Here is a 20736-nt window from a genome sequence, read left to right as displayed (position 1 = left end):
AAAAATACTTTGTTTTAATAATAAATCCAACTCAATTTATTTTGCAAGAAAAAAAATCGATCTATTTATGGAAATATAATGATAATGCTAGTAATTTACATTTTATGATATTCTATAAGCAGGCAGAGGTAACTATAGGTGGGAAAAAAATGTTTAAAAGAAAAGCCCATAAAATTCATAAGGAAAATTCAATATCAAAGCTTTTCTCATTACTAATAGGAAATCATAAACAATGGATTTATATTAGGGGAGAAGATCAGAAAAAGCCAGTATTATTAATGGTACATGGTGGTCCAGGTGCCGCTCAAATTGGCTTTATTCGCAAATTTCAAAAGGAATTTGAAAAGCACTTTGTAGTCGTAAATTGGGATCAAAGAGGATCTGGATTGTCCTTTCATAAAAATATTGCGGCTGAAACAATGACCATTGATCGTTTTGTCGATGATACAATTGAATTAACGAATTATCTTCGTAAACAATTTAAGCAAGAAAGGATTTACTTAATCGGACATTCTTGGGGCACAATTATCGGATTATTAGCTATTCATAAAGAGCCGTCTCTTTTTTATCGATATTTTGGTGTTGCGCAACTTATTAATTATATGGAAGGTGAACAACTTTCATATAAATATGTTTTGGAAAAAGCGCAGCAAGAAAATAACCAAAAAGCGATTAAGAAATTATTGGAGATTGGAATGCCACCATGGAATAATTTAAAACATGACAAAGTACACCAACAGTTCTTAGAAGTCTTTCGTGGTGGTATCTCGCATGATGGAAAACTAATTACTAAAATGATTAAAGAGATGTTAATTAGTGTTGAGTATTCCTTCGTAGATATGATCAATCATATAAAGGGGCAATTTTTTAGTATGAAAATGCTTCAAGATGAATTGAAAACAGTCAATTTGAATAATGTTGTCCGTGAAGTGATTGTACCAATATATTTTTGTATGGGTAGACATGACTTAACCATTCCCTATGAACCGACACTTACATTTTTTAATAATGTCGTTGCTACCGAAAAAAATTGGATTTGGTTTGAACACTCGGCACACTCTCCAATGTTTGAAGAAAGGGAAAAGTTTTTAGAATTAATACTAAATGAGACACAAAAAGACCGATGTTAACCCAATTGAGTTAATGCATCGGTCCTTTCTCAAATCTCAATTTTGGAGAAAGGCTGTAACAGCTTTACACCTTTACGATTCTTTGGAAATATTTTCATATCTAATAATAAATGGCTGGCATAGCTTAAAACACATACAAGTAAAATTCCATTTATTTGAAAGTCTTTTTCTAAGTAATATCCGATTAAAGAAAAATAGAACAAGCCAATTAATGAATGTGTGAGAGAACGGTGGGGGAGCAGAGCCGCAATACTTATATATACCCCAAGCATCATTAACCATGTGCTTTGTTGAGACATCCCTATTAATGAAGTAGCTATACCTGTCAGTAATAACATATACTTTTGCTTTATCAAAAAAGGTGGGAGGATTATTAAAGCAAGTCCTAACCCAGCTCCAAGCCAACGATCAACTTCCTTATACACTATGAAGCTATTTACAATTATTAACAAACCTAATAATCCTAAAAGGGTAACAATCCAATTTTTATTTAGAGAAATTTTATTGGAAAGTATTCCCTTTACATCGAGATCAGGGACTAAGCCAATACATGCCCCTAATAATGTAAAAGAAATAGCGGTTGGCAGTTCCGCTCCTATATAACTTGCTACACCAATTCCTGCGATTCCTCCTACAACAAAATGAGTTTTACCGTCCATTACATGCATCCTTTCATGTTATAACTAATAGATTAGTATCGTAACATGAATAGCATAGTATTAAAATAACAAAAGGATTAGCGCTTAATTTAACGGCGCTAATCCTTTATTTACCATGATACATATATCCATTCATCTTCTTGGAAAATGGAATATCCTTCATAATCATCTCCAACATTTACATCTTTACCTGTTTCTAAAACAGTATTCAAGTTATCACGAACCTCTTCAAGATTTTCAAATCCACTGAAAGCAAGAGATTCAGCAAGGAGGTCAGAGTATTCTTTTGAAGCTGATTTTGCACCTGTACTCATGAAGAAGATTGGGTTTCCATCTTTTACAATAGCAAAAACGTCACTTTCAGGTATCGCATATAAACCTGCATTATATTTACGAGCCAATTGGCTTAGGTCAGAAAATTTTTCTTCATTCATAATATTTACAAATATAGTACCATCTATGGTAACCTCATCGGGTAATAATTCATTATCCTTTTTATTCAGCGCTACTTCATTCGTCGCTAGTTTTTCAGTAACAACAGTGGATTCGGAATCTTTTTCAATATAGGATACTGTTTCACTTTTTTCATTTTCAATCACTGCGTCCTCAAGAACAAGACTCTTAGATAATTCACTATTGGATTTTTGAGGGTGTTCCAAAATATCTGATGATTCTTGTTGTGTGGCATTGCTATGTAGTCCTTCATGCCCAATCGCTCCTGCAATAAATAAAACAAATGACATGATGATAATGGCATAAAATTTTGATTTCATTTTTAACACTCCTCTTTTCGTCCTATACTTATTAGACGTATGGAAACAGAAAAAGTTTCACCTAATTAACAAAAATATTTCTATTGTTACAAAATCGTTACAAAATCTAGTAATTTACTATTAGTATATATATAACCTATAAAAAAGATAATAAAACTGTTTTTTCTATTTCTTTAATCTATAAAGATGGTAAACTATCCATATTAATAGAATATTTACATAAGAGGCGGAGACGAAAATGATTAATGCGATATTTTTTGACTTAGATGATACACTGCTTTGGGATCAGAGAAGTGTAAAAGAAGCATTTTTAGCAACATGTAGAATTGCCGAGGAACGATACGGAATTGAAGTAGAACGATTAGAAGAGGCCGTTCGTAAAGCTGCTAGTAATTTATACTCAACTTATGAAACTTATTCATTTACACAGATGATTGGAATTAATCCGTTTGAAGGACTTTGGGGGAACTTTTTAGATGATCAACCGGATTTTAGAAAGATGAAAGATATTGTTCCAACGTATCGAAAAGACGCTTGGACTGAAGGACTAAAAATAGTAGGCATTGATGATCCGGAATTCGGAGCTATGTTAGCAGAACGCTTTCCACTAGAGAGAAGAAATCTTCCATTTGTATATGAAGAAACTTTCGATGTTTTAAATAAATTAAATGGGAAATATCGCCTTTTACTTTTGACGAATGGTTCACCAGATTTACAAAACACTAAGCTGACGATTACACCTGAGCTTTCTCCATATTTTGAGCACATTGTGATTTCTGGAGGATTTGGAAAAGGAAAGCCCGATCCGTCTATATTTGAACATGCCTTATCCCTCATGGAATTGACCAAGGATGAAGTACTGATGGTTGGAGACAATTTAAACACTGATATTCTTGGTGCCAATCAGACAGGCATTAAATCCGTATGGATTAACCGTCATAACAAAGAACGCTCTGATGTAATACCAACCTATGAAATTCAACATTTAGAGGAGCTTTTCCCGATATTAGATAAACTAGCTATTAATGTTAGAGTTCGGTAATGGTGGATTAGTAAATGGACATTCGAAAATTAAATGTTAATGAACAACCTCCAATTAATCTATTATTGTTAGCTGACCCTTCTTATGAATTAATCAGTGAATATATAAGTAGAGGGGAATGCTTTGTTGCCGAGGAAAATCATAATATTATAGGCGTTTTTGTCCTCTTACCTACAAGACCCAAAACAGTAGAATTAGTTAATGTTGCCGTTGCTGAAAATTTCCATGGGAAAGGAATAGGTAAGCAATTAGTCATTGATGCTATTGATAGAGCAAAGTTAAAAGGATATAAAACGATCGAAATTGGAACAGCGAATTCAAGTATAAGTCAACTTGCCTTATATCAAAAATGTGGATTTAGAATAACTGGAATTGATAAAGATTTTTTTATTAAACATTATGATGAAGTGATTTATGAAAATGGCATACAAGCTGTAGATATGGTGCGTTTATCTCTTGACCTATAATTTATTTTCAATGTGAATGTTAGTAAATGGATTGATATTTACATTGAACATGAGAGGTTTTTTATGAAAAAAACGAATAAGCTTTTTCGTATTTATAAGGTACTTTCGATGTTCTTTATTTGTTTTCTCCAAATTTATTCCTATAAAATCCTTAGAAAGTCAGAAGCTGACTGGGATAAGCTGTGGGAGAAAATAGGGGAGCGTTTTAGAAAAACACTGTTTGAATTAGAAGGTTTACTTATAAAAATTGGTCAGATGCTAAGCATTCGTGGAGATTTACTTCCTTACTCATTCATTAGGCAAATTCAAGATCTAACTGATAATGTTCCACCTTCTGATTTTGATAAGATTCAGGATATTCTAGAAAAAGAGTGGGGAGGAACAATTGATCAATACTTGCTGTCGATAGAAAAAAAGGCTATTGCCTCCGCTTCTATTGGAGAAGTGTATAAAGGGATACTTAATGATGGTAGTAAGGTCGCAATTAAAGTACAGCGTCCTAATATAGAATCGATAATACGAACTGACTTTCGTACACTTAGTTTTATAATATGGTTTGTCGATCACTTAATTCCTATACCAAAAGGCTTCATAAATCTAAAGGTATTATTTAAGGAACTGAAAGAAGTAATTGAAAGAGAACTTGATTTTGTAAAAGAACAAAATTCACTTCATTCATTTAAGGAACGATTTAAAGACGTTGAAGATATAATCATCCCATCCGTTTATACAGAATTAAGTACGTCAAAAGTACTTGTGATGGAATGGATGGAAGGAGTAAGACTTACTAATGTAGAAGCATTGGACCGATTATCGATTAATCGAAATGAGTTGGCACAAAATCTGATTTCTATTTTTCTCCCACAATGGTTAGAGGCTGGTATGTTTCACGCTGACCCACATCCAGGAAATGTTCTTGTAACTGAAGAAGGAAAAATAATATTACTAGATTTTGGCATGATTGGGGAAATAACGAAAACGGATGCTGCCCATTTCCAAGCATTAATAGAAAGTATATTATCCAAAAATTATTCTAAAGCTGTTGAAAGTTTTATTCATTTAGGATTTCTACTTCCTGAAGCCGATACTCGAACGATGGAGAGACTATTGGCTGAACTTATGTCCTTCAGCCCTTCACAATTAAAAGAAATTGATTTAATTGCTTTAAAATTGGAAATGAACGATTTAATTAGAGCCCTTCCTATACAAGTTCCAACAAGGTTTGTTTTCCTTGGTAGATCTTTTGTTACGATAGAAGGTATGATCCGTGAATTGGTTCCAGAGGAAGAAATAATTGTCTTGGTTAAGCCTGTTTTTATGGATTGGTTAGAAAAACACGGAAATAATATGTGGTCATTTGTGTGGCATTGGATTCAATCACAGCCTTTATTTAGAATTGTCTATTCATTAAAAGAGTTTCTAACATTGCCTCAACAGTTAGAACATTTGAAAGAAGTCGAGCAAAGAAGACAATTTCAATTTACGATTTATGAAAATAATAAAAAACGGTTATATCAATTAATACTCATTGGGATGATAGGTATTCCAATTGGTTTTTATTTGACAAGCCCTATATTATGGAAACTTGCGATTGGTATATTTGTAATTGGTAGTGTAGGGTACATAATATCCAACTCTAAGCAGAAAAAATGGTTGAAATATATGCAAGATTATAGAAGAGGATGAGGGAGAAGGAGTCACTGCTTCTCATACTTTTTTTATTTTTAGTGATTTAAGAATTTCAGTATTTTATCTGAAATAAAAAAGTTTATGGAATTAATTAATCCATAAACCTCTTTGGAGTTAAACTCCCATTTTTCTTCTTGTGTTATTCGTTTTTTTAGTTTGCTGACTTTTTAATTTTTTTGTTTCTGTACTGCCTTTTGAACCAGTTTGAGATTTTTGTGCAGCTTTTTTGTCGGCAAGTTTTTTCTGCATCAATTCTTGTAGTGATATTTTCTTAGGACCTTCCGTCATAAAATAAACCTCCAGTTTAATTCCTTTAAAAATAGTATAGAAAATGATTGTTTAAATGTATAGTGGTCAATAATAATTTTGCTGAGAAAAAGTAAAGTTTTTATTATTTATTCCTCATTATCACCTTGTTTTTCATTAAGGAAAATGTAATAATAAGGAAAATTATTATTGTAAAGACGATGAAGAGAAGAGTAGATCAATGAATTCTTTTACAGAGAGCTTCGGTAGCTGAAAAGAAGCAAAGGAGAGTTGATTGAAGATGGTCTCAGAGTTGTATAGCCGAGCTTTTATGCAGTAAGGCTACGACGAGATTTGGCACTCGTTATAAATGTCAAAGTATAAGAACGATTCAGTTCCGTACTTCTGGAGGCTAATCATGTGAGTGATTAGTAAATAAAGGTGGTAACACGAGGTAAACCTCGTCCTTTGACAATTTTGTCTTGGGACGGGGTTTTTTTATTTGATTTAGGAGGAGGGAATATCATGAATATTTTGATTGGTGGAGCATGGCCATATGCAAATGGATCTCTTCATTTAGGACACATCGCCAGTTTATTATCAGGGGATATTTTAGCGAGATATTATAGAGCTAAGGGGGAGAAGGTTCTATATGTATCAGGCAGTGATTGTAATGGAACACCAATTTCAATCAGAGCAAAACAGGAAGGTGTTACTACTAAAGTAATTGCAGACAAATATCATGAAGAGTTTAGCAATTGTTTTAAAAAGCTAGGTTTCACGTATGATTGTTACACACGTACAGATACAGCACTTCATCACGAGATCGTTCAGGATCTATTTTTACAGTTGTTAAAAAACGGATACATCTATAAAAGAGAGGTTGAGCAAGCATATTGTCATACTTGTGATCAATTTTTGCCGGACCGATATGTCGAAGGGATTTGTCCTAACTGTAAGAAGGAAGCAAGGGGGGATCAGTGTGATTACTGTTCAGAAATATTAGATCCATTAGACCTTTTAGAGAAAAGATGTAAAATATGTTGTGATTCTCCTTCATCTAAGAAAACAGAACATTTTTATATTAAATTAAGTGCATTTCAAACTGAATTAAAGGAATATGTTGAACATGCAAAAAAACAACATTTGTGGCGAGAAAATGCTATTCATTTGACTGAGAGGTATTTAAAGGAAGGTTTGCACGATCGCCCTGTTTCTCGCGATTTACCGATAGGTGTTTCTGTACCTGTTAAAGGCTATGAAGAAAAGAAAATCTATGTATGGATAGAAGCAGTGGCAGGTTATTTTTCAGCTAGCAAAAAATGGGCGAAGGATTGTAATCAAAGTGATGTAGACTTTTGGAAAACAGATACAAAATCCTATTATATACACGGAAAAGATAACATTCCATTTCATACAATCATTTGGCCATCTATTTTATTAGGGGCAGGGATTAAAAGTCTGCCTAAGCATATCGTATCAAATGAATATTTAACAATAGAGAAGAAAAAGCTTTCTACTAGTAAAAATTGGGCAGTTTGGGTTCCATATATGATAAAAAAATATGAACCAGATTCGATTCGTTATTTTTTAACGATCAATGCACCAGAAAACAGAGATTCCGATTTTTCGTGGAGAGAATTTATCTACAGTCATAATAGTGAGTTATTAGGCGCATATGGAAATTTTGTTAATAGAACTTTAAAGTTTCTTGAAAAATCGTATTCAGGGATCATTCCAATGGGAAATGTTGCTGAACAAATCAAAGGAGCGGTACAACAATTATATGATGATGTAGGTAAATTAATTGAAGATACACACTTTAAACATGCTCTGGAAATCATCTTTGATTTTATTAGAAAATCAAATAAATATTTCGATGAAGAGAAACCTTGGATACAAATTAAAGATCAACAGGAACATTGTGATAATACAATGGCAACATGCATGTATATTATCGTAAATTTAGCACAGCTGCTGCATCCGTTTTTACCATTTTCAAGTGAGAAGATAAAGGAGTTATTAGAAATATCCGCTTATAAGTGGGAAGCAATAGAATGCACCGCCACTTCTTTGAAAACAGTGAATCCTTTATTTAATAGGGTTGATGTGGAAAATATTGCAATTGAAGTAGAAAAACTGAAAAAAAAATCATGCAGTTAATGATTATATAATTGAACTCCAGAGAATTAATGAACTGCACCTCTAATTAGATTGTGTCTAACAATTGGGGTGCAGTACAGTTATCTATATTGGCGGTTTTAATCTATAAACCTATTTTATAATTGATGAAGAGTTTTAATGTGATTTAGGGTGAGATAATATGGGGTTGGATCTGCCGTTTGAATCTCTACAATCTGATCCTGTACATTATTAATTTTACCAATATGGTGCTCTTTCTCTCCTATATTAATCATTACCATCTTGTTTTTAAATTTACTGACCTGCACTTCAAAAGTTCTTGATAGAGATAAGTCGGTCAGTTGTACAGGAAAATGTTCTTCACTTAAATTGTAAGGTCTTTCATTTTCGGAATAAGGAATCAACCATTTAAGATGATTTAATGTAATATACATAGTTTTATATACTGGAGAGTGAAATACAAAATAATTATTCATTATGCTCGTTATATAGCCGCTCAAAGGTTGGCTGCTCGTTACATAAATCTTAACAAACATACCTTTTGCCAATGTAAGTATTTTTCTTAATGACAATTCCTCTTTATTAGCTTCTGTATAGATACCCTGAAATTCTGGAGGTTCCTCTATAAAATATTCATTATTATTATCGACTTTAAAATTTTGAATATGAACCAAGGGAATATAAACAAACTCTTTACCGTTATATAAGACCAATATATCACTACCTGAATCAATAAAAGTACCATGAATATATTTTTTTCCGGATATTTCCAAAAGAATAACTTCTTTGGAAAGACTTTGAAATATATTTTTCAAGATTGCTTTTCACTCCTTATTAATCAAATAACCAAATAACCCATAAGTATAAACTTAATAAACTAACAATCAAGCCTATTGGAATTACAAAAAGCGTTATTTTTAGATACTGACCCCAAGATATATTTATTGAATTTTTTTTAAGGATAAACATCCAAATTAACGTAGCGAGGGTCCCAATTGGAGTTAATAAAGCCCCAATATCACTTCCAATTACATTTGCTAGGTATGCCACCTGTAGAAGCAATGGATCCAAATCCATGTCTATTATCGTCAAGGTGCTAATCATAACAGCTGGAAGATTATTAAATAAATTCGAAAAAGATGTGGAAAGTAATCCCATTACAAATGTAGCGTTTAAAGGATCAAGTTCTACGAAACCTTTAATTGATAAGACAATAAAGTCATTTAAACCTATATTTTTCAAACCGTAAACGAGCACATACATGTTAAATGCAAACAATAATATATGCCAAGGTGTCTTTTTTACTATATCAAATATACCTGTACCTGTTTTTATCCACCTTAACAAAACCAAAGTTGCAGCTCCAATTAAGCCAACCCATTCGGTTGCTATTCCAAGAGGAGAAAGGACAAAAAAGCTGGCTCTTGTTGCAACTACAATGATCAGACTGATTTTAAACAGTTTCCAATCAATTATTGTATTATCACTTTTTATTTCAAGCGGGTGAGAGTATTTATACTGCATGTTATGGGGGTCTAATTTTAATTGAATAGTATTTATTTTTTTTGGAATGTTATTTTTAAAATAATGAAACATCAATACAGCAATCGTTAAAATTCCAAGCATCGAGGGGATAAACATCATTTGAACATAACTGTTTAAACTTAAGCCAACAATCTTTAGGGCTATCAGATTTGAAATATTGCTAACAGCTATCGGAGCACTTGCAGCAGTCGCAATGAGAGCACCTGAAATTAAATAAGGGAGGATTTGATGAGGTTTTAGTTTTAAGATTTTAACTATATAAATAATAATTGGTGTTGTAATCAGAATACTGCCATCATTATTAAATAGCATCGTCATAAAAAAACAAAGTAAGTTAGTAAATAGGTATAATCTAATTCCTGAACCCTTTGAATTATTTACTATATTTAATGCGATCCACCGAAAAAAACCTATACTATCTAGTACAATTGTCATCATAATAGTAGACAATATGGTCAATGCAGGACCGTTTACAATCAATAATATCCCTATTACATCATCCCAGGAAACAATACCTGTATATAGAACAATAGCTGCACCAATTGTGGTTGGAATTGTTTCGTTAATACCAAGTGGCCGCCATAACATTAATATAATCGTTAATGTAAAAACAACCAACATTATAGTAAAAGAGGTTTCAAGCATTTAAATCAGCTGCCTTTTTTGTAATTGATGTATTAGCTGATTTGTTTCGATGTTTATCTTCAATTGATGGATATAAAAACATTTTATAAAACAATCCACCTATAATTGAAAAATAAAGAATAACCATGAAGATTTCTCCTCCTTTCTTGGTTTGGCGCATTATTTGCTAAATCTAATGTAAATTTTTAAAAGGTTCATAGTGCAGCCTATCAATCTCTATTTTTTTAGTATTATATTTATGTGTTTTACGATTTTTTTCCTTCTTTTTCTTTTTGCTTTTTCTCTTGTTTGTTGCTTTTATCTTTCTTATCTTTATTTTTTTTGCTTTCTTTATTCTTTTTCTTTTCGTTTTTATCTTCTTTTGTGTTTTCTTCTTTTGCATTTTGTTGATTATTATCTTTTTCTTTGTCCAAATCTACATCTACTTGTGTCAATGATTGATCAACTTTAGCTCCGTAGCTAAAATTACGAATATGAAACATAGATACACGGATTATTTCCTCATTTGAAATGATAGTTAAATAATCTCCATTAACTTCGTCCAATACCCCTTCTATAGATTCTGGTCCTCCTCGGTTAATTTTTATCCAATGATACTTTAAGTTCCCTAAAACACTATTCATATCTCTTGCTTGTATAAATTCATAGTCTTCGGAAACCGCTATGTTAGATGTTGATTCGGTTTTAGCATTTTCAGTTAAACTTTTAATATGTTGTGTGTTGTAATAAACTATACCTTCATCTTGAGTAAGCAGAGCAACATGATCGTCAGCAACAGTCATTAATTGACCTATTCTAGATTCCGCCCCGCCTCTACCTATTTTTATAGACTTACCTACTAATGTAAGCATCATTTCCATATTCATAAATTATTACCCCCAATGTAGTATTTTCCTTACATCTATATGTGTCATGGAATGATAAAGAAACAGCTAAATGTCTATTTATATCGAAATTAGGTCAGAAGGGGGGCAGTATAAAGAATGTATTTTTGTCAGTTATTAATTTTGATGATATGCAACTTGTACTATGAGAAATAAACTATTACAGAGCAATAAACCTTAGAAAAAAAATGCTTTAAAAGTAGTTATGATGGATTAATTTATTTCTATAAATTAATGCCGAAATAGGGGAGTAATAAATGTATTAATGAAAGTAATAGTAATAATTTTTTATTGATCTTAAACTGGGCTTTATGTAAAAATGTGTAATTACATATTATTTGATGATAAATTAAAAGTTAATTTATTTGATAATTCTTAGGTGCGCTGTTTGATCTATATAAGTAACAGGAAGGAGGGCATTAGTAAATTCCAAATAAATACGCAATAAAATCGAGTGAATTTTATTTGCTATTCGTGCAAAAAAATAAAAACCATCATTTCCGTTATGGGAAGAATGGTTTTTATACTTAATCTTATATAATTGATCCTTTTTGGTTTTAGTTGTTCTTGTTCTCATATCAGAAAAAGCAAAAGGGCTTCTGTTTTCTTCAGGGTTCCTACGTCCTTCACGAATTAATTTTTGTCTATGTTTTTTTGCTTTAGAAGATGACAAAGCAATCACTCCTTAAAAATATATTATTGTTAGTATACACAATTGGTTTGATTATTTACAGGTTATATTCATGGTTATCTTACATTCAGTCATATTAACTCTTTTGAAATATGTAAATTCTGTTAAAATTGATAAAAGAAATCTTATTTTACAGTATAAAGGGGGCTAATTATGATAATCGAAAAAGTTAATATAAACAATATTAATGAAGTCACTCTAACTGCATATTTATTAGACAATTCCTCAGCATTCAGTAATATAACCACTCGTCCGGCTGTATTGATATTTCCAGGCGGTGGTTATTATCATACGTCTGATCGCGAAGCAGAACCAATTGCAATGGCATTTTTAGCTGAAGGGTTTAATGCATTCATTTTACGCTATTCTGTTGGTGAAGATATTACATTTGAAACATCATTTAAGGATGCAGAAGACGCAATAGCTATGTTGAAAAATAATTCTACAAAGTGGAATATAGATGAAAATAAAATCGCCGTTATCGGTTTTTCTGCTGGAGGTCATCTTGCAGCAGCACTTGGTACTATGGGGAAAAATAGACCGAATGCATTAATGTTAGGCTATCCTTGTATTTTGTCATCGATGTCTAATATACTTGCATTCCCCGTACCTTCTCTAGACAAAAAAGTTGATGAATTGACTCCACCAACTTTTTTGTTCTCTACCTTTGATGACCAACTTGTTCCAATTGAGAACTCGATTCTCTTTATGAAAGCTTTAAGTGAAAAAAACATCCCATTTGAATCACATATTTTTCAAAGAGGAACACATGGATTGTCATTAGGTAAATCCTTAACTTCATCAGGAATGAAATCTTTTGTAGATAACGATTTTGCAAAATGGTTTGATTTGGGTATTTCTTGGCTGCATAAAGTAATTGGTGACTATGAGGCTAATAAAGAATCTTAAAAGATAAGTATAGAACCTATGTGTTATTATTCGATATAAGGACTAAAAAAACAAGACCTTTCGAAATGTTGTTTTGAAGTGTTTTGTTTCTTAGGTTATGGATAGTTGTTTTATATAAGTTCCTGGTTAAAACAACTGCTAATAAAACAATTGTTGAAAATCCGGGTCGAATAATCAAATAGTGTTTGTTGAAGGAAGTATAGAAGAGTGGTTAGAAAAGATATAGAAAAAGACAGGGTTTTTAAACGTTAATACCGAAATACAAAACACTATGGAACAATATCTTTAGGATATGAATAAATGAAGAATTTTTCAGATCATGCTTTACCTCATTTTGAACAGATTAATGGAGTAATTCGTACACAATCATTATGTAATAAAAAATAAGTAAAAGAAATAACGAATAGGGAAAAGGAGATTGAAAATGGATGTAAGATACCCAATTGGGAAACTACAAGTTCCTGAAAGAGTAACATTAGAAAATATTCAAGAATGGCTAAAGGAAATCGAAACTTACACGATTCGATTAAGAGAAACTGTCGGCTCATTAAGTGATGAGGAATTAAGCAGAACTTATCGCGAAGGTAGCTGGACAGTTCGTCAACTTGTTCATCACATTGCAGATTCTCAGTTGAACATGTATCAACGTTTGAAGCTGGCTTTAACAGATGAGAATCCAACAGTACCAGCTTTTGATGAAGAAAAGTGGGCTATTCAACCGGATACAAAGCTTCCTGTAGAAAGTTCTATTAAAATGTTGGAAGGTATAAATGAGCGCATTGTATCTTTAGTTCATAGTTTATCTGAAGCGCAATTAGATCGAGCTTTTACTCACCAGATAAACGGTATAATAACAGTTGCAGCAAAAGTTGCAAAATTAGCTTGGCACGAGGAGCATCACTTAGCACATATACAAATCGCATTATTAAAATAATACAATATGTATAAAAGTGGCGAACCTCGATAAGCCATTTAAAAAAATTAATATAAGGAATATTTATTAAAGCTTTATTCAACAAAAGGGCGAGATTATAGTATTTTCGTATTACTATGATTGATCTTTATTTTTGTAAATGAATGAGAAAGTAAATCCAATTCTTATTAAAGCTAATAATAAAGAATCGTTTACAATGATGCACATAGCTTTACTTAGTTAAAATCCAGGGATTCATTGGCTGCAATAGAGAAATGGGTACAATTGGGAATTGATGCTCCGACCATTCAAATACTAACATGGGTCTTACATGGTGACGGTTCTTGATGACAGGACGATTCTCACTATAAACCGTAAGAACCGTCCGAGTGGCAATTCTATTTCGCAAACACATGATTCCCGATTGTCTCTACTATTGGACGAGAACGAATCCAATTATCTGTCGCAATTTCAGGGTTATAAAAAAAAATGGAATCATGTAAAGTATCTTCTCTTTTTAGAGCCTCTTCTACCGCTTGAGTTGATTCTTCTGAAGCCGGTTTAGTAATTTCACCATTTTGAACAGGTGAAAAGGCATAAGCATCACCGACTACTTCATTAATCACTTCTTTCACTGTATCAGGAAACTGAGGCGATTCCACTCGATTTAGTACGACGGTTGCAACGGCTAATTTTCCTTTATAGGATTCGCCTTTTGCCTCCGCTTCAACTAATCTGGCAAATAAGTCTTTTTCTTTATCTGAAATAGAAATCGCAGGTGTTTCAAGCTCTTCCACTGGAGCTTCCACTTTTGGTTCAATTGGTTGAATCTTTTCTTCTTCTTCTGCTGTCAAATTAGCATTCTCAGCTGTAGGTTTTGACTGGTCTGCTAGTATTTCAATGGCTTTTACAGCTACATGTATCACAGGTTTTACTAATTGGATGGATAAGCTCCGAGGTTGCAAGATTTCTCCAATAAAAATATCTTGTTTTACCACATTATTTCCAATGGCTAAATTATTTTGTATGTCATGTACCGGAAGGCCATATTCATTTTGAATGAAAGATTCGGTGATCGCCTTCACTGTAGTAGTGTGTACACCTAAGGTAATTGTAGCCACACAAGCTACAATAAATGAGTTCATAGAATTCTTCATGCTGTGTGCTACCTCCAGTAAAATTATCATAATATTAACCTAACATGGCATTTATCTGATTTACAGAACCATGGCATTACAATTCTTTATGTTTTGATGAACAACATTTCAAAAAAATTTGTTCCGTGACAATATACCTATGAAAATGTCATAAACTAGGAAATTATACGAAGTTAAGGGATAAATTACCCGAGAAGGGAACGAAACGAATCCAAATGTTGCTTCTGTAACGGATGTGCGATTCAATATACAGCTGAATTTAAAATACATGCATTGAAAGATAATCTAGCACAAAGTTTGCTTTTTTAGTCAACAGTATCAATTCTTATGTTTATTTTCTGGTACATTCGTTCCAAAATACTAAAAAAAAGAAAGACTATAAGTCAGCAATAGTCTTATCTACTAGTTCGTATGCTAGATTTTTTTCTTTTTTAATATTTAGACATTAATTTAATGCTATGATTTAATCTTAATAAAGAATATGCAACTAATTCAGAGTTAGCCTCTTGTGAAATTTCTCCTTTCATTTTTCCTTCTTCAATGACTTGATTAATTATTTTCTCAAGATTCCCAAGAATTAATTTCTGACCTGGTAAGTGGTTATGTAATCCTTTTGTGCTATGTAAACATAAAAATGGTTGAGTAACATCAAAGCAGGAGATTTCTATAGAAGACTCCCTGCATTATTATGGATATATCAGATGTATTTGAGACGTATTTATTTCCATTTAGTAACGGGGGTTAAATTTGCTTTGAATTATTTACAGTTGCACTGCCTTAATAAAAAAGTCATTTCATGAACGTTTACTACAAATGTTAAATGAGAAGGAAGACATAGGTAGAGTAATTGGAGCCTATGCCTTCTTGTTTTTTAAAAATGTACATAATTACTCATTTTTCATACCTTCATTAAATGAATTGTTTGCGTTAGCTTCGGTCTATTATTCATTTTTAATTTTGTAGCAAAAACATTGTGGGTTATTCAATTTGGGAAAAAAAGGACGTTGACAACTCCGTCCTACAAGTGTAGTCTTTATTGCAGATTACACTTGTAGGATGGAGGAGAAAGATGAAGAAAGCAGAGTGCAATATATCTGATGCAGAGTGGATTGTAATGAAGGTGCTATGGGAAGAAACTCCATCTCCATTAACTTCTGCGAAGATAGTTGAGGCTGTAAGTTCTAAAAAGAAATGGAGTCCCAAAACAATTCATTCATTAATAAGTAGACTGGTAAAGAAAGGTGCCTTAGGTGTAAATAAGGAGATGCCTCTTTATGAGTATTATCCTTTGGTAGATAAAAGAGACTGTGTACTGGAAGAAACAAGGTCGTTTATTAAAAAGGTATACGATGGTTCTATCCACCTTATGCTCGCCAATTTTATAAAAGAAGAGAAGATTTCTGAGAAGGAAATAGAAGAACTGGAAAGATTGCTTAGTAAAAAAAATAACGATTAAAAGGCAGGTAATGGTGCATGGTTTTATCTGCAGTATTTAAAGAAGTCTTATTACTGTCACTTATGGGCAGTATTCTAGCATCGGGGATACTTGCCGTAAAGGCGATTTTTCGACAAAGACTTAGTGCAAAGCTTCATTATTATATTTGGATTTTGCTTGTACTTAGGCTAATAGTGCCAATAGACATTCAAAGTCATATAAGCTTTATGAACTTTATTCCTATTGAACAAAAAAAACTTGATCCCCATTTTATAGCAGAACAATATGTTCCTAACATAATACCAAACAGTACTATCACAACCGGAAATACACCGTCTATAGAAGATAGTAACGCATTAGCTGATCCAGGAATTATAGGTGCTATTTTTAGTTATGATACTGCAGCGGTGCTGTGGATAATAGGTGTTTCATTAATTTTACTGTATCTTCTATGCGTAAATATCTTGATGATGGCTAAATTGAAAAAGTGTTCAATCTGTGATAGTGAAGATTTACTTGAATTACTAGAAGTAGAAAAAACAAGACTTAAGATAAATTCAAAGGTAAAAATTATTTATTGTAATTACTCGAAATCACCCGCAGTTTACGGGATAATTAGACCAAAAATTTTAATTCCATATGAGCTTAGAGATAAATTATCACCGGAAGAGTTTAAATTCGTGATCAGCCATGAATTAAACCATATTAGGAACAAGGATTTGGTGGTAAACAACTTGCTTTTGATTGTTAAGGCAATCTATTGGTTCAATCCTTTAATTTGGTATTCACTTAATCAGGTAAAACAAGACTGTGAAGTTGCCTGTGATGCGTCTGTCATCAACACTTTGAAAAAAGAAGAAGTCAAAAAATACGGTCAGACCATGGTCAATATGCTTAGGCTATTCTCAGAAAAAAGAAGTACTTCTGGGACATTAGGATATGCAAATAATTTCAATAAAAGAAGAATTATTATGATTACACAATTTAAAAAAAGTTCAGCAATATGTGCAGTTTTAGCTGTAACTCTTACAATTATGGTTGGCTGCTCAAGCACCATTAAACCAGGCAGTTCAGTGGATATCCCAAATGAAGATAGTGGAACAAGTAGTTCCACTCCATCAGAAGAAATAATCTTTCAAGATGAAGCACTACAAAGCAATACAACACAAGATAATAAAAATCAAGCAACTCAAAACGATCTAACACAAGACAATACAAGCCAAGCGTCACAAAACAGTGCAAAACAAAATAATAATACAAACCAAGGGGAAGCATCGAATAACAATACCTCTGCTTTATCATCTAATGGGGATACCCAGCGAAAACTTCTTTCAAGTATCATGCAATTGGCAAAGCAGGGTAAAATCATCAACTCAGAGTTTCCTGTTAAAACTACCGTTATAGAAGACGTAGAGAAAAAACTAGGAAATGCAGATAAGGTTGATTGGGTGCCTAATGCTAATGGAAATTATGCTGTATTTTCAAAATACAATGTGGTATTTGGTTTCAACAAAGGATCACGGATTTTTGAGGCGAGATCGTTTGATAAGAAATTAAACGAATTATCACTTTCTATGGTAAAGAAAGTGTATGGAACTCCGGCATATAACGTGGAAAGTAATGGCGAGGAAATTATTGGGTATGTTGCAAATTCGGAATACAACATTTTGTTAGTATTTCCTAAGCCTACAAACAGTAATCCGGACCCGGTAATGGATCACTACTCCGTGTTTTACCCTAAGGGGACAGTTAATAATATGTCAAACGATCCGGGAAGACAATGGTAATATAATGTGAAGCGAAAAAGTAACCACTCGTAACGAGCTTCTTTTAAGACGTAAACAATAATTAACAACTTAAATAGAGGATGAAAGGATGATTTCATCCTCTTTAAATTACAGACTTTATTGAATCGATTTAACGCAATAGAAATAACCTTCGGAAGTTGAATTCGAAAAATGTAAAAAAGGTCATAATAGCTAAAGGCGATAAGTTAGAAAGGGAAATTGGATATGAAAAGACAACAAAGAAAATCACGAAATAAACTACTAATTTTTACGATTCCACTTTTAATTTTATCCTTAATTTTTGGCGTTTATTATTATGCAATCAAAGAAAGTAGTAGCGGACAGACGACGCAAGATAAAGAAGGTCCAACTATTACTCAACCTACCGAAACTCAAACTGCCGATAAAAGTACAGTGGATTCGAAGAATGATCAGAATTCAAATCTTGAGAAATTGGTAGAAGAAACTTTTTCCTTATCTAAGGATGGCAAGGTTCCGAATATTCCCTTTGTTTCCGGTAAAACAGAATGGAAGGAAGTAAACAAAGAGTGGGGAAAATCAGACCATATTTCGGAAACTGCTAAAGGAAGGTATGAGGAATACGAAAGTCATCATACTACAATCGGCTATGCCAATCAGATTGTAAATGATATACGGTCATATGATACAGGACTACAAAATATTTCTTTAAATGAAATTAAGAAAACTGGTGGAGAACCCGATGCCATTCGATACTATAAAGATTCAACTGTTGACCAAATGATTCTTGTCTATCATACAACGTCTTCAACTGATTTGTTATGGGTTTTACCAGTAAAAACAGGGCAGGAACCAAATCCTAAAGTTCACCATATCTCACTCTTTACACAGGTAAAAAAAACACCAAATCAGCAAGCTCAAGTTGAAAGCCCAAATAAACAAGAAGATGTAGGGAAACAATCGAATCAACAAGGAAATCAATCCATTTCAGAAGTGATCTCTAAAATGAGCGTAGAAGACAAAATTGGTCAGATGATTCTTGCTGGTGTTTCCGGGACTACAATGGATGCAAACGCAAAACAACTAATAGGTAAATTCCATGTGGGGGGAATTATTTTCTACAAATATAATTTTGATACCCCTGCACAAACCGTTCAACTTGTGAATCAGCTGAAATCTGGAAATAGTTCGAGTCTACCGCTTTTACTAGGTGTTGACCAAGAGGGTGGGCGTGTGACAAGACTGCCAGGTGGACTTGTTAACTTTCCTCCAAATAAACGGATCGGACAGGTGAATAATCCCGATTTTTCTTATAAGGTTGGAACACTTTTAGGGAATGAATTAAAAGAATTTGGTTTAAATCTCGATTTTGCCCCTGTACTTGATATTAACAGCAATCCAAATAACCCAGTAATCGGTGATCGGTCATATGGGAACAATGCGGAAATAGTAAGTAAACTTGGAATTCAAACAATGAGAGGGATACATTCTCAAAACGTCATCACGACTATTAAGCATTTTCCTGGTCACGGAGATACATCGGTTGATTCCCATCTGGACCTTCCGATTGTAAATAAAAGCCTTAGGGAACTTAAAGAATTAGAGTTAATTCCGTTTGAACGTGCGATTAATCAAGGAGCAGATGTTGTGATGGTCGCCCATATCTTATTGCCTCAATTAGATAAAACGAATCCAGGGACCATGTCAAAAGCTGTCCAGACAGATCTTCTTAGAAAACAACTTGGTTTTACAGGAGTCATCATAACGGACGATATGACAATGGGAGCCATAACAGAACATTTTGATATTGGTAAAGCAGCGGTAGAATCAGTTAAAGCAGGAAGCGATATTATTTTAGTAGGGCATGACTATAATAATGTTGTAAAGATTATCTCCTCTTTAAAAACTGCTGTTCAAAATGGGGAAATTTCCGAACAAAGATTAAATGAAAGTATAGGAAGAATTATTAAACTAAAAAGGAAATATAGCATTAACGATGAGAAAGTAAGAAATCCTAACATAAATGAAATAAATAACTCCATAAATAGTCTTCTGAATAATTATTTACAGTAATTATAGAAAAAATAGGCTCGATTCCACTAAAATAGGAATCGAGCCTATATATTATATAATTAAACCCACCAGCACCTTGTGTTACCACATACACTCTGCAAACAATCAATTTAATCAATCAATTTAATGCAGACTTTGTAACAGAAAACTGCTACATAAATTGATGTAGTGAGATTCTCTTCAATGGACAGGCGTGGGGGAGGAAAATATTCATTCTTTGCTTACTTCATTTTCTAGTTTACATAATATAAATTATCGGAAGTTAACTCAAAAACAATATCTGCGTATCATAACCAAAGTATGCTATTAATATTGAGACGAAAAATAAAAAAACAGGAATTTGGTTTTTACAAGTTTCTGTTTTTTGTTTTTTCTACCTATTTACATGACTTTCTAATTCCCAGAGTTTTCTTTTTCATTTTTAATCCATTCCAGAAATCCGATTTGGATTTTTGCCAATTGCAAAATTGAAGATTCTGTTGACGAACAGCTGATGGTTGGTTTATTTAAGCCATTGCCAGAATAAGTTTCTGCTTTCCTTCTTAAATTAGACATAATACATCCCAAACT

General features: G+C 32.8%; 19 protein-coding genes, 1 pseudogene and 1 other annotated feature. Of the genes and pseudogenes, 10 read left to right on the top strand and 10 right to left on the bottom strand.

Features of this window, described 5'->3' with window-relative positions; translation table 11 throughout:
• Window positions 1–149 precede the first annotated feature (149 nt).
• Window positions 150–1130: an alpha/beta hydrolase gene (locus MT489_RS03045; RefSeq protein ID WP_244680020.1), complete on the top strand. Its 981-nt coding sequence runs from the start codon at window positions 150–152 to the stop codon at window positions 1128–1130.
• Between the two features lie 29 nt (window positions 1131–1159).
• Here the strand turns inward: MT489_RS03045 and MT489_RS03040 are convergent, their stop codons facing one another.
• Window positions 1160–1789: a metal-dependent hydrolase gene (locus MT489_RS03040; RefSeq protein ID WP_244680019.1), complete on the bottom strand. Its 630-nt coding sequence runs from the start codon at window positions 1787–1789 to the stop codon at window positions 1160–1162.
• Between the two features lie 110 nt (window positions 1790–1899).
• Window positions 1900–2562 carry a hypothetical protein gene (locus tag MT489_RS03035; RefSeq protein ID WP_244680018.1) on the bottom strand — a complete coding sequence of 221 codons (663 nt, stop codon included), beginning with the start codon at window positions 2560–2562 and terminating at the stop codon, window positions 1900–1902.
• Window positions 2563–2800: 238 nt separating this feature from the next.
• On the opposite strand from MT489_RS03035, the gene MT489_RS03030 reads away from it, so the two are divergent.
• From MT489_RS03030 to MT489_RS03020, 3 genes are all read left to right on the top strand, one after another.
• Window positions 2801–3604: an HAD family hydrolase gene (locus MT489_RS03030; RefSeq protein ID WP_244680017.1), complete on the top strand. Its 804-nt coding sequence runs from the start codon at window positions 2801–2803 to the stop codon at window positions 3602–3604.
• Between the two features lie 14 nt (window positions 3605–3618).
• Window positions 3619–4071: a GNAT family N-acetyltransferase gene (locus MT489_RS03025; RefSeq protein ID WP_244680016.1), complete on the top strand. Its 453-nt coding sequence runs from the start codon at window positions 3619–3621 to the stop codon at window positions 4069–4071.
• A 63-nt stretch (window positions 4072–4134) separates the two neighbouring features.
• Window positions 4135–5757 (top strand): ABC1 kinase family protein, encoded by a 1623-nt coding sequence (locus tag MT489_RS03020; protein ID WP_244680015.1) that lies wholly within the window; start codon window positions 4135–4137, stop codon window positions 5755–5757.
• Between the two features lie 117 nt (window positions 5758–5874).
• Here the strand turns inward: MT489_RS03020 and MT489_RS03015 are convergent, their stop codons facing one another.
• The gene (locus MT489_RS03015; protein WP_244680014.1) at window positions 5875–6048 is read right to left on the bottom strand and encodes a hypothetical protein; all 174 of its coding nucleotides are present in this window, start codon (window positions 6046–6048) and stop codon (window positions 5875–5877) included.
• Window positions 6049–6218: 170 nt separating this feature from the next.
• Window positions 6219–6478 (top strand) — a binding site (T-box leader).
• Window positions 6479–6531: 53 nt separating this feature from the next.
• Between MT489_RS03015 and metG the strand changes: the two genes are divergently transcribed.
• Window positions 6532–8169: a methionine--tRNA ligase gene (gene metG / locus MT489_RS03010; RefSeq protein ID WP_244680013.1), complete on the top strand. Its 1638-nt coding sequence runs from the start codon at window positions 6532–6534 to the stop codon at window positions 8167–8169.
• A 116-nt stretch (window positions 8170–8285) separates the two neighbouring features.
• Here metG and MT489_RS03005 read toward each other — a convergent pair whose 3' ends face one another.
• The 5 genes from MT489_RS03005 to MT489_RS22300 all read right to left on the bottom strand — a co-directional run bounded on the left by MT489_RS03005 (window position 8286) and on the right by MT489_RS22300 (window position 11895).
• A complete protein-coding gene (locus MT489_RS03005) occupies window positions 8286–8963 on the bottom strand; it encodes a DUF2642 domain-containing protein (protein ID WP_244680012.1) in 678 nt (225 codons plus the stop codon).
• Window positions 8964–8982: 19 nt separating this feature from the next.
• A complete protein-coding gene (locus MT489_RS03000) occupies window positions 8983–10338 on the bottom strand; it encodes an arsenic transporter (protein WP_244680011.1) in 1356 nt (451 codons plus the stop codon).
• The gene (locus tag MT489_RS22105; protein ID WP_280518470.1) at window positions 10331–10465 is read right to left on the bottom strand and encodes a hypothetical protein; all 135 of its coding nucleotides are present in this window, start codon (window positions 10463–10465) and stop codon (window positions 10331–10333) included. Before MT489_RS22105 ends, MT489_RS03000 begins: the two co-directional genes overlap by 8 nt.
• A gap of 118 nt (window positions 10466–10583) precedes the next feature.
• Window positions 10584–11204 carry a hypothetical protein gene (locus MT489_RS02995; RefSeq protein WP_244680010.1) on the bottom strand — a complete coding sequence of 207 codons (621 nt, stop codon included), beginning with the start codon at window positions 11202–11204 and terminating at the stop codon, window positions 10584–10586.
• Window positions 11205–11583: 379 nt separating this feature from the next.
• Window positions 11584–11895 carry a hypothetical protein gene (locus tag MT489_RS22300; protein ID WP_307414982.1) on the bottom strand — a complete coding sequence of 104 codons (312 nt, stop codon included), beginning with the start codon at window positions 11893–11895 and terminating at the stop codon, window positions 11584–11586.
• Between the two features lie 171 nt (window positions 11896–12066).
• Here MT489_RS22300 and MT489_RS02985 point away from each other — a divergent pair, with 171 nt between their 5' ends.
• Window positions 12067–12822 (top strand): alpha/beta hydrolase, encoded by a 756-nt coding sequence (locus tag MT489_RS02985; RefSeq protein ID WP_244680009.1) that lies wholly within the window; start codon window positions 12067–12069, stop codon window positions 12820–12822.
• A gap of 424 nt (window positions 12823–13246) precedes the next feature.
• Entirely contained in the window at window positions 13247–13756 is a 510-nt protein-coding gene (locus tag MT489_RS02980) for a YfiT family bacillithiol transferase (protein ID WP_244680008.1), read from the top strand.
• A 377-nt stretch (window positions 13757–14133) separates the two neighbouring features.
• On the opposite strand, the gene MT489_RS02975 is transcribed toward MT489_RS02980, so the two are convergent.
• Entirely contained in the window at window positions 14134–14892 is a 759-nt protein-coding gene (locus MT489_RS02975; protein WP_244680007.1) for a cell wall hydrolase, read from the bottom strand.
• 376 nt (window positions 14893–15268) lie between these two features.
• A pseudogene (locus tag MT489_RS02970) lies at window positions 15269–15458 on the bottom strand (TetR/AcrR family transcriptional regulator); the annotation flags it as partial.
• Between the two features lie 503 nt (window positions 15459–15961).
• Here MT489_RS02970 and MT489_RS02965 point away from each other — a divergent pair.
• From MT489_RS02965 to nagZ, 3 genes are all read left to right on the top strand, one after another.
• Window positions 15962–16348, top strand: coding sequence for a BlaI/MecI/CopY family transcriptional regulator (locus tag MT489_RS02965; RefSeq protein WP_244680006.1), 387 nt, complete (start codon window positions 15962–15964; stop codon window positions 16346–16348).
• A 17-nt stretch (window positions 16349–16365) separates the two neighbouring features.
• On the top strand, window positions 16366–18114 hold the full coding sequence (locus MT489_RS02960) for a M56 family metallopeptidase (protein WP_244680005.1): 1749 nt from the start codon (window positions 16366–16368) through the stop codon (window positions 18112–18114).
• Between the two features lie 225 nt (window positions 18115–18339).
• Window positions 18340–20166 carry a beta-N-acetylhexosaminidase gene (nagZ, locus tag MT489_RS02955; RefSeq protein WP_244680004.1) on the top strand — a complete coding sequence of 609 codons (1827 nt, stop codon included), beginning with the start codon at window positions 18340–18342 and terminating at the stop codon, window positions 20164–20166.
• Window positions 20167–20736: the final 570 nt, after the last annotated feature.

The sequence above is a fragment of the Lederbergia wuyishanensis genome (assembly GCF_022900255.1).
GTDB classification, from domain to species: domain Bacteria; phylum Bacillota; class Bacilli; order Bacillales; family Bacillaceae_C; genus Lederbergia; species Lederbergia wuyishanensis.
This window is presented reverse-complemented; position numbering and strand designations above follow the sequence as displayed.